10 protein-coding genes are annotated in these 13692 nt (G+C 36.6%); 3 read left to right on the top strand and 7 right to left on the bottom strand.

What is annotated here, in order from left to right; all coding sequences use genetic code 11:
• Positions 1-186 precede the first annotated feature (186 nt).
• Both FXV77_RS20675 and FXV77_RS20680 read left to right on the top strand, forming a co-directional pair.
• Complete coding sequence (locus FXV77_RS20675) at positions 187-855, top strand: hypothetical protein (protein WP_148921150.1); 669 nt, start codon at positions 187-189, stop codon at positions 853-855.
• A gap of 29 nt (positions 856-884) precedes the next feature.
• Entirely contained in the window at positions 885-1583 is a 699-nt protein-coding gene (locus FXV77_RS20680; protein ID WP_148921151.1) for a hypothetical protein, read from the top strand.
• Between the two features lie 229 nt (positions 1584-1812).
• Here the strand turns inward: FXV77_RS20680 and FXV77_RS20685 are convergent, their stop codons facing one another.
• The 4 genes from FXV77_RS20685 to FXV77_RS20700 form a co-directional block, all read right to left on the bottom strand.
• On the bottom strand, positions 1813-4308 hold the full coding sequence (locus FXV77_RS20685; RefSeq protein WP_148921152.1) for an HD domain-containing protein: 2496 nt from the start codon (positions 4306-4308) through the stop codon (positions 1813-1815).
• Positions 4309-4586: 278 nt separating this feature from the next.
• Positions 4587-5954 (bottom strand): hypothetical protein, encoded by a 1368-nt coding sequence (locus FXV77_RS20690; RefSeq protein WP_148921153.1) that lies wholly within the window; start codon positions 5952-5954, stop codon positions 4587-4589.
• Between the two features lie 56 nt (positions 5955-6010).
• On the bottom strand, positions 6011-7900 hold the full coding sequence (locus FXV77_RS20695) for an AAA family ATPase (RefSeq protein ID WP_187444202.1): 1890 nt from the start codon (positions 7898-7900) through the stop codon (positions 6011-6013).
• A gap of 273 nt (positions 7901-8173) precedes the next feature.
• The gene (locus FXV77_RS20700; RefSeq protein WP_148921155.1) at positions 8174-8788 is read right to left on the bottom strand and encodes a hypothetical protein; all 615 of its coding nucleotides are present in this window, start codon (positions 8786-8788) and stop codon (positions 8174-8176) included.
• A gap of 244 nt (positions 8789-9032) precedes the next feature.
• On the opposite strand from FXV77_RS20700, the gene FXV77_RS20705 reads away from it, so the two are divergent.
• Positions 9033-10058: an AAA family ATPase gene (locus FXV77_RS20705; RefSeq protein WP_148921156.1), complete on the top strand. Its 1026-nt coding sequence runs from the start codon at positions 9033-9035 to the stop codon at positions 10056-10058.
• A 14-nt stretch (positions 10059-10072) separates the two neighbouring features.
• Here the strand turns inward: FXV77_RS20705 and FXV77_RS20710 are convergent, their stop codons facing one another.
• The 3 genes from FXV77_RS20710 to FXV77_RS20720 form a co-directional block, all read right to left on the bottom strand.
• Positions 10073-12778 (bottom strand): S8 family peptidase, encoded by a 2706-nt coding sequence (locus FXV77_RS20710; protein WP_148921157.1) that lies wholly within the window; start codon positions 12776-12778, stop codon positions 10073-10075.
• A gap of 90 nt (positions 12779-12868) precedes the next feature.
• Positions 12869-13156 carry a hypothetical protein gene (locus FXV77_RS20715; protein ID WP_148921158.1) on the bottom strand — a complete coding sequence of 96 codons (288 nt, stop codon included), beginning with the start codon at positions 13154-13156 and terminating at the stop codon, positions 12869-12871.
• A gap of 28 nt (positions 13157-13184) precedes the next feature.
• On the bottom strand, positions 13185-13691 hold the full coding sequence (locus FXV77_RS20720) for a hypothetical protein (protein WP_148921159.1): 507 nt from the start codon (positions 13689-13691) through the stop codon (positions 13185-13187).
• Position 13692: the final 1 nt, after the last annotated feature.

The raw sequence follows: 13692 nt of genomic DNA on the forward strand, positions 1-13692 counted from the left end.
AAATTAATAAATTTATAACTCGAAAGTCTCCTTAAGGTTTCATCCTAATGTGTCTAATTTAGTTTGAAGACGTACAGATGTATTAACCAGCTTGGTCCAAGATGGTTTATTGAAACTTGATAACGGTCGTTATACCGCCTAAATGAAAATTTTCTTATTTTTGGATTGGCCAGATTGACCGATTCAATGCAGGAACAAGAAACGAACAAGATTATCTCGATTACAGAACCACATGCCCGACAAAAGGTGTCGCGGATAGACTTTGAGATACTTGCTAATTTCTATCGTATCTGCAAAAAGAAGGGTATTTCCGAAAGGGAGGTTTCATTCCTTCTGGGAAAGTACAATAAATACTTTGTTGAGATTCTGAACCCTTTTGGCAAAGAGCATATCAAAACAGAATTTCTCGACATGCTACCTGCGATTGCCTCTACAAGTTTTCGACAAATTATTCCGAACACCGTCAAACCTAATGAAACGCTAGATATAGATGGTACGTATAACTTTTATAGTGACAGGCTATGTGAAGTAACTTACTATAAGTTTACTGTTACATATGACGATGACTCTTCCAAGAATTTCCGGTGGAAGATCGAAGCAACAAAAGGCGGACGTGCTAAAATCAATAAGGATCTTCTAGATACTTTAAAGGGAATGGTGGCGGCGGGATATTTTGATAACACTAAATTTGCGTTGACGATTTACCTCCATTTAAAGAAAGCGTACAAAAGTAGGTATACACCGCTCGAAATTCAAATCGCACTGGCAAAACTTTGCAATAAAAAAGCAGAGACAGATTTTGCGTTGGAGGAAGATACTGAGAATTCGAGGGTGGTGTACATGAAGAAAAATTAATAAGACCGTATCGAGCATAAAAACTGCGTATGAAAAAGAAAAATGATCACACAAACTTGGTCTTGAGTGCTTCTGCGGGAATGCTAATTATTAGTATTTGTACTTTCATTTATATCTACAATGATATCTTTCCTGACACAAAAAAATTTACTGCAGATGTTTGGGGGACTATCAGTGATTGGATGATCATCGCGGTAACAGTCGTTACTGCTGTATTTCTCTATAGAACTCTGCAATCTCAAATGGAAGTACAAAAAATGCAACAAGAAATAACACAAATCGAGACACATATTTTTCGTGAAAGGATACGCCCTATACTAAACATACTCGATCAAAAATATGATTCCACTGGATTCAAATTATCTTTTAAGATAAGTATTCAACAAAACAGTTTGAAGCACCCCAAGTTTATTTCGCCGATTCTCCTAAGATTCAAGTCACACACTATAGTTAATATCACGGACCTAAATGAAGGTTACTTATACGCACTCCAAGATTACATATTACCTGAAGATAAAAGAACAATTGATCTGGAGATTGACTTAGATATCGATAAATGGCAAAACGGCAGTCAACTTCATGGAAAGTTTGATGGGTATTATATGATAAATATTGCATTTCATTATCAAGACATTAAAAATTATCCTTACGAAAATATCATAGCAATAGTGATAAAGCCTAGTGAGAATTTTATAAAAATATCTTTAGGTGACCCCTATTTTGAATAACAATCCTATCTGTACAGTAACGGGGTATTTCCATTAGCACATTATTACGATCGAAACGTTTGAGGTTTTTGTAACCCTTCTGATTTCGGAACTGAGGATAAGGATTTATTAATCGAATTCGAAGTGCCTTATTGCTTTTACAACCCTGAATTAGACTTTTATGGACAATAACATCTTTCAATTAAAAACCGACATACACAAACTATCTGCTACAATAAATAAATGCAATTCATATCTTTCTTTTATATATGGTTCTAGAATAATATGGAAAGCTGACCCCGTTTAAATGCCAGAAATCCTGAAAACCTTGTGATTCATTTATTGCATATTCACCCCATTCTTCATTTACTAAATCACCTATTAGCGAAGAAATTGAAACTATTTTTTTCTTATCCTCATCACAAAGCAAACCGCCAAAACTAAATGGTCTTATAACATCGAAAATTCCTTGATAACTGAAGCCATCATGGAATGTATCCATTAATTGGTAATGATTGAATTCATTATTGCTGCTAATAAAATTACGCAAGGTGCCTATTGTTAAAGGGATCCTTTTATTATTTACCGTATCTATATAAACAAATAAATATTCATTTTCATTAAGTATACCCAACGCATATTGGATGCTTTTTATCTCCCGGTCTATATCTGCATCAGGAATGTTATTGGAATTACTTTGATCTCTCAAATAATCTATATACCTCGAAGCCCAATCAAAAACTGATTCAAAAGTTATCTCTGATTTAAATTGATTTCTGTTTAAATTAACTACTTCTGGGACTTCTATATAACCGGCTAAATTGCCTGATAAATCGGCAACCCTAATTCCATTTGATAATATCACACCTGTATTTTGAGCTGTTTTTCGATTTACGTTTGGTAATGCCGCTAACTGTCCAACTTTCTTTCCTCCTTGGTAAACAGGAAGCAGCTTTCGATCGATCTCTCTTAAGGCTTTAATCACGAAGCTATCATACCCTTTACTTTTCTCAAATCGCACTAGGTTAATAAATGAGTTAAAGTTAAATTCCTCGGTTGAACTCAAAGTCTTCGCACCGATAGTCTTGTTCGAATTCTGTTCAACTATTTCAATGGAATGATCAGCATCTGGAATAAGAAATCTCACCAACTCAAACAGATCATTTTTCTTAAAAGAAATTTCGTTAATAAAACCGCCCGTTGTATAGGGATCTGAAAAAAGCTTAATTTCGACCGTCGTTCCATAGCCTTCTTGAATTGAATTATTTTCAACTACTGATAAATGTGGATTTTCGATTAGTCCATTATCGAATGATAAAATATTCTGAAACTTTAACTCTTCCCCATATTTTGTAGAGTAAATCTTAATACAATTACCCAACATGAATACAGAATAGAAGCCTATACCAAATTGACCAATAGAGCGGAATTTTTTTTGTGCGATACCCAAATAATCATCATAGAAATCATAACTTTTCCAATATGACTTGCCGAAGTCAAGCAAATGATTAATAAGAATATTCCGCGACATTCCAATGCCATTGTCTCTTACCAATAGGTACCAGTCATTATTTTCTTTTTTAAGTTCAACAATTATGTTCCCAACCAATGATTTTTCTTTTATCTGTCGAAGATTAATAGCATCAATGGCATTCTGGATTAGTTCTCTAACTGCGAAGTATGTATGGCTATATAATCTCTTTCCCCCAATGTTCGCAGCCAATAAATTAGGTTTTGAAACTTTTATTTTGGTATCAATAGATTGCCAACCGTTAGTTCTAATGTAGGAAGTTCCTAAAAATAATGGATTATCAATAGCTTTAACCCCTTTAGCAGCAAAGCCCTTCTTAGCTTTTTCTATAAAAAACAAATCTGCCTTCTTTAATTCGTCATTCAGAACACTAAGTGCTTCAAAGCATAACCACCATGCTTTCTTTTCTTCAGGATTGAAGGACGAGATCGAACGATATATCAGTAAACCATTTTCAAGAAACGGAAACCCAATTTTCTTTTGGAAAATCCAATGATGTTGCGAAACGCCTTTAATATTTTCTTTTATCTCTCTATTCAATAATGGAGTTCTTAAATTATCGATATGTGCCGCATCCGAGGTTCTAAGGATATAGGCTAATTTTTTACAATCTATCGGAATATCAATATGACTTGGTTTAATATAATCAAAAAGTTCATTCTCGATATATGAAATATCCATTGAATGGCTTTTTGAAACTCTGCCTATAATCTCGCTGAATTCGTCTCTCAAGCCTTCATCATTTATTACCATCTTTCTAGAAGGAAGTGTCGCGGTCGGAATAATAGATGCAAATTCTCCATGCAATTTTCTTACACAATAGAAAAGAGCCTCTTCTTCAACATTCTTGATATCCGAATTCAGAGCGACAAAATCTTTAAATATATCCATATTTTCGATTTCTGCCTTGTTATTCAAAATCGAATAACACATTCCCGCATCATGAACTAAAAAGCACATATGGAGTACGTACGCTTCCAACGGATTTAAGAACAAATTATCTCCGATAATTAATTCCGCATAATTCCATAACATTCTAGAGTGCTCTAAAGAGTGATCTGTAAGATTCGGAAAATCCTCTCTTATCTGTTCGAGGTTAACTTTTAAATTAGTTTCAGAGATTCCAATTTCTTCCAACAATAAGTCAATCAAATCCACGTGATTTGGAAAACGAAGCTTATCAAATGAATTTTTAAACAAGTCTGTGTTACCCATATTCCAATTTATGATTATAAATTTCTCTTTTAGTGATCGATCTTTCTCTTCCTAGCTCGTTAATACAAAAAACTTCTAGGGTATAGCAAAGTCTTGCTAAGATATATAGAAAACATAGAGATGCAAAAGACAAATCGTGCAGCGAAAATATTTACTATCCGCGTGGGATCTTAGGACAGCGATATAAATGGATTAATTATTAGCTATGCAACAGTCTTTAACAATTATAGATGCAACTCTTTCAGTTTTGAGGCAACTGTCTAGATTTAGGACTAACTTTATCTTTCCGGTGACGGACCGTATGAAGTAACAATTGATTTTGCCAAAGACGATGGCAATATATTGTCAAACAAAATCTTATTAATTATTCCGCTAGACAAAATCCCTTCAGTTTGGCCATCAACTTTGATTGCAATAGCTCTATTGTTAATTATAACAATACCCTTGGATTTAAATTCATATTTGGCTTTTGCCGTTTCTCTTTTAGTTAACCAACGGGACGCTAAACCATTATTGTTGAACACTTCGATGAGTTTGTCCATTTCGAGAGCTAAAATAATTCTCGCCCTGCCGATCATTAATCTAATAAGAAATTCTAGTGGCAGCGGCTTGGCAAATATAGTTTCAGACAATACTTCGGTGATTTGCATGTAATCAATGAGGATGTAGTTGCTAACCCTATTTTTTAATATTATAGGGATTGCTCCCGGCGCCATTCGTAATCCAAGTTCTCCTTCATACATTCCAATGTGTATACAATCTTCAATTAACCTATAACTGTAACCCTTTTCACGAGTTTCTTTAAACATGTTGACAAACCTATTATCGTAATAAATAGGAGTGGTTGCTGGCGTTCTTATAAACAATGGCAACCCTGTTACTTCGTCAATTCCATGATCTTCATTAACCACTTTTTCAATATTACGCAAGCGTGTATCTTGGCGCATCATGCGATCCATCTGTCGTTGTTCTTTATCACTAAAATCCAACTGAAATTTCCCACAAGGTATGCCATGCTTCCTTTCAGTTAGGTTTATAAACTCACGAATGCGTTCGTTGACCTTGCCTTCCTTCAATTCAGTTATATAAAGTCCAATACTGGGGTCATCTACCAAAAGGTCACCTATTTGAATAAAGCTGGTGATGTCAGCTATTAATGCAAACTTATCTGGGCTTTTGTTGATCTTGTTTGCTTCTTCCAAAGAATGTTTAAGATTGGAATGTAACAGCTCCTTTTTACCCCTCTCTCCCAAACATAATCGACGAGCAATATGCATTTGACTATCCAACATTAAGACGGCAATACGATCGGCGACATGAGACAGATTGAAAAGACGTCTTTCAATTATCTTCTGTTTTGATTGGCTATCTTTAACACCTGATTTATCGCCTAGCGTCTGCTTCTCTCGAATTCTATCCTTATAGTTTATTCGCTTTTTTTGATAGATCAAAATTTCGTCAACTAGAATTTTCTGTGCCTCTTTAAACCCAGATAATATGGACCGTCGATACAATAGTCGATCTTGAATAGATAATTCATCAATTTTCAATGAGTGTAGTCGCTCATCGAATCTCTTATTCGCACTGTAAAAAGCGATATCTGAAATTTTAGTAAGTTTAGATTCAAATTGTTCAGTATCTTCCATACACCATTTTACTAAATATGAAATGCATTATAATTCCATCAATCCAGAACTACTCTCTATCCTCCATTGGACAACTTTATAAAGGAAAATATCTTCTCTATAACTCGTTCAATATTATGCGACTTTCTAAACAAATTCCAATCATAGCTTCCCTCTGCGACTTTCTGAAAAACAAACTCTGATAGTTTTCTTTTATAAGGGTTGGAAAGTGTCCCACCGTGTTTTGCTTTAATCGCTAGCTTTCTTCGGTTTTTCTTTACCCCGTCGAACAATTCTCCTAGTTTTTTTGTCGCAATTAATTTGAAGTCCACGTTGTTAATCAATTTTTCGGTAACAGCAAGATGTCTCAGAAAATCGATTAATACTTCTTTAGGAAGGATGTTTTCGATCTCTGGCAACCCCGTGTCTATATATTCAAAGTGTTTATTTTCTATGGCCGAAAATTGTTCTTTTTTTGCTTCATCATTATCATGGTCAGCTAAGACTAAGATTCTATTATTGCTATAGAAAGCTTTAACATTGCGATCAATGCCGTCGCTCTCTAGCGTTTTAAAGTCATAATGTACAAGATTTTTCCCTCCATATTCAATAAAGCAATAATCTAGACCTTCTCTTATATTCGCACCACACGCAGAATCTAAAGAATCAATATATGCTTTCAGAAATGCTTGGACATACAATCTATCCGTAACACCTTCTACCCAAATCAAGCAATTACTCACCAAGACCGAAGTATTTAAAACCCCTAACAGATCAAGAGTTGACTTTTTATCATCGCTAAAACTCATTAAGGACGTAGTATCTTTGTCTCTCTTCGAAAAAACAATAACATTGATATCTTCCGGGCTTAAGTAACTATTAACCAGAATGTGATTGGAATGTGTGTTAATGAAGATTTTCAGATTCTTTTCCTTTATGAATACATTCTCGGATATAGCCTTCACAAAAATCAATTGATATGCTGGGTGTAGATTGTTCTCCGGTTCCTCAATGAATACCCAACTATCCTTTGGCGCTGTAAAAATCGGATACAATAAATTAATTATACCGCTAACCCCATCTCCCAAATCATTAAATGAAACGTCAGTTCGTTCATCTGGCAAGCTTATCCTAATCTCTTTATCTTCGCCGTATTGTGCGATCATATTGATTTCACGCCCATCAAAAAAAGTACCCCCAATAAATTCTTCGAATGCTAAAAAATCATAAAAATCCTGCTTGCTGCCATTTCTTGATTTAAGTATCTTGGCATTTAAACTTAATCCTGTATGTATCAATACTCTAGTACTTAAAGACGGCATTTGGTTTCTGATAGTTTTCTCGAATATATCATCGGTAATACCGGATAAAGTCCTTGACGTGCGGAGCACGGGTATGTAGATGATATTTGGCGTTAATCTTTCGTAATGGAATGATTTCAGTTTATTAAGAGAGTCATCGATACTAGCCAAGTTATTTAAGAGCGGACTTACACGTTCCTTTTTCAAATCACGACTTCTACTTGGAGATAGCGATCGATATATAGATCTTTTAAGCTCATTCACCTCAAAATTGATTAGTTGCCCGCTGTCACCTTCATAGAAGCCCTTTAAAAGATAATGTAGCATTTCTATAACTCGAACAACCTTCTCAATTCTTTCGAGTAACAATTCAAATTCGCTTTCGGACGGGCAAATTAACAGTTTCTCCACAATGAATTCAATTCCGGTACAGAGTCGCCCAGCTCGAAGGCTATACATTAGCTTACTGCTATAGGTGCCATTCTCAGAAATTAGGTCTTCGATCATATTACGAAGATCCGGTTTAGTCTGATTATTAATTCCAAATGTGATTAGACTTAAATTTCCAAAATCTTTTTTGAAAGATTCAATATCCCGTTCAATTTTTAATAGTATCTCTTCAAATGGTGTGTCTGACTTCCAACAATAATACGCCTCGTGCTCCATAACCATCCTGAAAAACCTGCTCTTTCTAGTATTATTTCGCCCAACGATTATATTGAGGCTTCGGATATTTGGAAGAAAACGAAGCACGGAATCATTGAAGTAGAACTCTGTGTCGGTTATGTTTAAATCGTTATAATACTTCGAGAAACTTATATCCATAATTATTCATCTATTCTATACTTTGACTTTAGTACCTCCCATTGCCGATAGGAATATACGTCATCTTAATCGCAGAAATATTGTTCTGCCCTCGTTTTAGGTTAGTTTGTTGTGTTAGCTGTTTCTATATTTTTCGGTCATCTGTTGCTGCGTTAAAATATCCCAAGTGCCGGACTCCATGTTAGCTATTAAATAAAGTTGATTCTGACTAAGCTTATCATTATCGTCTTTATCGGGAAACTCTTGTTGTACATACTTATACATATTTTCTATTGATTCCAAAAGCCCGTCAGTCATTAAATCACAATCTTCATTTACTAACTCATTGTTAAAAAGTACAACGAGGGTGAGGTTACTGTGCAATGCAGCTTTTATAGAGATTGTAAGAGATTGATCATATTTTTTAGATTGCTTGTCAATAGTCTTGCCTGCATATAGAATATTTGTTTTGACAGGAAGATTTTTAGAAACCAGTTTCTTTATTGCTCCCTTGGCTTTTTGATAAGCATCTTTACCAGCTTCTTTTAGAAAGGCTTCGAAAAAGGGCTTTAATAAATAGACTACAATCGCGGTCGGCAACGCCCACTCGATACCGGCCATTGCTCCGTTTTCTCTCCGTTGAATATTAACGTTTAATGGAGAATTTTTAAAATCATCCTCAATAAAATTATAACAATCCTTAGGGTAATTATCATTTACTAATACAAAAATTGCATCCTTATTGTCCATATTATCGGTTAATTTTTCATAAAAATAGACATTACTAACAGGCGTAGGAAGAATATTTTAAAATATTTTGAAGCTTGGGAGATAGCGTCCAGAGAATAACTATTGTTAAGTAGATTTTAGATACTTTATAAACTGCTATCACTTTCACAAAAAATACCTATATTTAGCTAAGTAAACTTAAATATGCTAGCAAAAGATACAATTCGTAACTTTGCAATAGCAAATCTGCTAGCAGATAGATAAAATGGGACAACAAGATTATATAAAAGACATTGCACGTTTTGGGTTGGAGAACGACCAGGAGAAACTATTGTCTACGTTGACCGAATTTATCGAGCACAACAAAAATAGCAAGAAGGTAAACTTTGCCCTGCAATTGCAGTCCCTACTTAAAGATAGTTTACGCAAGCAGCAAACCAGCCCCTTGCAAAAGGTAGGTTCGCCATCACACTATCAAAACCTGCAAGATCGTGAGACAGATGAATTGATCCTAGAGAAATTAACTTCGGATTACAGTCTGAACAATTTGGTGTGCACCGCATCGGCAAAAGATCAACTGGTTAATTTTTTGGAAGAACACCGCAACAGTGATCTCTTATCGAAATATCAATTACCGATATCTAACAAACTTCTGCTTTACGGCCCATCGGGATGTGGCAAGACCTTAGCATCATATGTAATTGCAGGAGAGCTGCAAAAGATGATGATTGTGGTTAATCTCGGTGCTATTGTTTCATCTAAATTGGGGGAAACTAGTAAGAACCTTGCTAAGATATTCCGCAAAGCAGCGCGGGAAGACTGCATCATCTTTATCGACGAGTTTGACTCCTTGGGAAAGGTACGCGACTACAGCCAAGATCATGGCGAGATGAAGCGGGTAGTAAATACCATCCTGCAACTCTTCGACTATCTACCGCAAAGCAGCATGGTGATCTGCGCAACGAACCAAAAGGATATGTTGGACGACGCATTGCTACGTCGATTTGATTTAGCCATCTCCTTAGAGCTGCCCGACCAACAACAGATACAGGAATTGATCCAGTTGGTACTGAAAGAGGGAAAATTTACGTTTGACCGCAAAGTATCTATGAAGAAGCTGATTGAGCATGCGCAGGGCCTCTCCTACTACAGTATACAGAAGACACTGATCAACGCTGTAAAGCGCAGCCTCTTTGCTATGAAAGATACACGGACGCTGAAGCCCAAGATCAATACGCAAATATGGCAAGATCTTTTGATACAGGAAAAAGAAGCCTTGGCGATTGAATAAGCCAAGGCTTTTTTTTATGCTTCGGCTTCCATATCTTGGTCGAGATCGGCCATATTATTATTAACTATCTCCATTGTATTAACCGCTTGAAATTCGTCGTAAAGGCTTGGTTTATTTTTTATCTTTGACTCATCTGCTACACGGATAGCCAAGGAAAAACCATGTTCAGGCGTTATCCTGAGCCATTCTTGCAAATCATGATCTAAATTTTCCTTCACAGCGCAACGTAGTGCAATAACGAGTTGATTGCCTATTTTTTGGATATCCTTTTTTGCTAAGATGATGCTCATTTGTTGCCTATTGGAAAGTGGCTTATTAACCAATGGAAAGAAATCTTCGGACCAAGAGTCTACCGTTGTTTTCACACCAAGCACTTGGTTTTTTAATTTTAACTTCAAAGAAGCTAATTTCGCTTTTTCAGACAAAGAAAGTCCTTCCATGTACTTTTTTCGCTGAAGCGTTCTGATCTCATCTGTCCAAGAATCTTTGTAGAAATCATGATCTCGATCAGCTATAATAGCGGCGAGATCGCTTGGGGAATTCTTGATTACGCTATTGGCAAAATTGAACGACATATGCAGGGGATTATAGTCAACATGATTGCCCCAAGCAGGGTTTATTTTGAAACACAAGGTCGCCTGGATATTCACACATTTGGAATTGGCACTATCTAACAGATATTCTGGAATATTTACCAAAACTACTTTATGGTGATCGGTAGGAATAACGTCTTCTATCAGTAACGAAACTTCGTCTTCTTTGGAATAAAGTAATTTCTCTCGATCTGGCCTCCCATATCCTGCTAGATGACGGTGGATATCTTCTGCTGATAATACCTGTTTTGTAACATTCGTCTTTTCTCCACTACTAAGATCTTCGAAGGCGCGTTGGTATACACTATGAGATAGGGCTTCCTTCCGATTGGAAACACTATCTTCTAAATGGGTGTGAGAGTAGCTACTGGCACTATTAATCATTAAAGCTTTGACAGATTGCAGGGAAATGTTTGGATATAGGTTGATAAGCTGCGCGGCTAAGTTTAAAGCTAACGGCGTCGCTAAGCTCGTCCCTGCATCGAACGTGTAATAATCCGTACCGGTATCTCCAAATCCAAGAACTTGCATGGCGCCGTCATCATTTAACAGATCACCTCCTGGCATAACAAGATCAGGTTTAAAAAGATTTTTGTTACCGTGATTGGGACTTAGCTTTCCACCGTTAATCGGTTGTTTAAAATCATAATGATTTTTGCGTGAATAGTAGGCCGGCAAATCTTTGTCAAGACTGAGGTCTGGCTGCGTTTCTGGACGATAGTTGTCCGCCAATGATCCTACTGTAATGTTGTTCATGCTTTCTGCAGGCGTACAAATATTTGTAAATTCACAAGAGTGTATGTCAGATGAAACGCCCGGGTTATAAAAATGGTTGGGATATTTGTGTAAGTCATGAACTTCTTCTTGCATGGCAACCAGATCATCGTAATGCATATTACCCGCGGCAATAAATATCAATATATCTTCCTCATAGGCGAGCTTATCTAGCAAGTAGGCGAATAATGACGGAGATTCATTATATGCTTTGCTCTCTGCGCAGACTGACAGGTTGAACAGACGGATGCCCTGCGTTTGATGGACTTTTCGGATAGCATCTACTATTTTAATCACATCGATATAACCATCTATATTTTCCAATATCTTAATGGAATATATATGTGCATCTGCTATTAAATCATTTTCCCCTGTAAAATAGCGTTCGCCTACAGCAGCCAAACTGGCTACGATGGTGCCATGCTGATGAGTTGCGGATAATGCATTACCAGTAGCTGTAATATCCAGTCCATCCACAACAACCTCTTGGATAGGATCTATTGGTCGAATACCATTATCCAAAACACCGACTATAGTTTCCGTATGACCATTGCGTCGGATATTTAAATCCCAGGTTAACTGTGCCATATTAAATTTATCCGGTTTGACACTTACTGCACGTAAAGAATGGGCCTGAGCAAGAATATCAAAGTTTTCAGCCATGTTTATAATCACATCCCTACTTGCACCTTTGATTTGTACCATCTTATCATAGGGATCGATTGTGAACGAAGATATCTCATCAATTAATACTAAACCGTTAAGGTAATTATCTAAAATCTCACGTTGTTCTTCATAAACAGCATGGACATCTGCATTATTATTGATGAACTCAAAAACAAGGTCCTGAGAACAATAATTGCGGATATCATCAGCAGTATGATACTTCACATCATATAACGTTGTCATTATCGCATACGGTGTTCCTTGAGGAGATGTACGATGATCACTCTGGATATATTGATTAAGTAATCTATCGAATTTTGTGAATTTGACTTCATCAACGATTGCAAATAGAACTGTCCTATTGAAATCTTTTTGCATAACCGGACTTAACCCAAATTCGTTCAAGAAACGGGTGCGTGTTTTAAAGTTTGCACCATCGCTAAAAGGGATCAACAACCTAATCTCGACGATTGCAAGATTTTCTGGTACGAGTGTCTTCTGCTGTAGTCGTATAATTCTATCTTGCTTCAGCTGAATAAATGACGTATGTAGCTTTTGCTTATGGAGTCTATACGCTTCTGGATCTTTATCTTCAAATTTAGTATCCGTAATTGATCTAGATTTATTGAACTTGTGAATTGAGCCCGAGGGGTTTCTTAAATAAAGGTGGGGTAACTTATGGTTCATATGTCTAACAAATTGGTTGTTAGAACGAATATACAAATTTATTGAAATAAGAACAAGGCATATCTCACTTGAGATTGACACATAATTTTACTATTCTTTGCCATCCTCCTCATCTTTCGGTTCGCTGTCAGATTTGAAATTGCGCGATGTCAGTCGGCCTTTGATAATGCCCTCAATATCCGGCTTCCAGTCTCCAAGTGGGACGTCCGTTAATTCTTCATCCGGGATACTTAGCAATACATCGGCTATCATTTCCTGAAACTCTTCTCGCTTATAAAGAACCGAAGCAATCGTGTGGTCAATCTCTTCCTCGGCAGTTAATGTGCCCATTATTTTTTTCCGGATCAGCTTTCGAACATATTTTTTCTTCTGAATCATAACCTATAAGTTTTATATCTATGTAATTCTATCGCTCAATAATAGCTCTTATCTCCTCCGCAAAAGCTCTGTCAATATCGAAAATATCGGAATCCTTCTCCCGGCAGCGCTGAAGCTTCTCCATAACATCATCTCCCCTAAGATTTCTCCGCATGTTCCGATCCAGCTCTGGATCAATCTCTATCTGTAGTGCTTCTAGATCAACAGATCGTATCTGCGAAACATGTATATAGACACTTTCATTCAATGGAAGAAATCCTTTCTTTCTTAAGCTAGGCCGCAGGCTTCCGTCGTCCAGAAGTGGAACGTCAATACCGAGCTTCATTATCGCGTAATCCCATCGATCGGTAAAGACGTACATCACGGCCGTTAAATCTTCCTGCGACTTCGCTTGCTGTGGAAAGCCGGCCGCATGCCGCTTCTTGGTGACCTCTGCTAGTTCCAGTCCCCGCTTTTGTATTGCTTCCCTGTCTAGGTCTTCTTTTCTAGGGGTAGCTTTGTTTTTGTCGTTTCTTTTGAAAAAATTGAACATCATT

The sequence above is a fragment of the Sphingobacterium phlebotomi genome (assembly GCF_008180195.1).
Classification (GTDB): domain Bacteria; phylum Bacteroidota; class Bacteroidia; order Sphingobacteriales; family Sphingobacteriaceae; genus Sphingobacterium; species Sphingobacterium phlebotomi.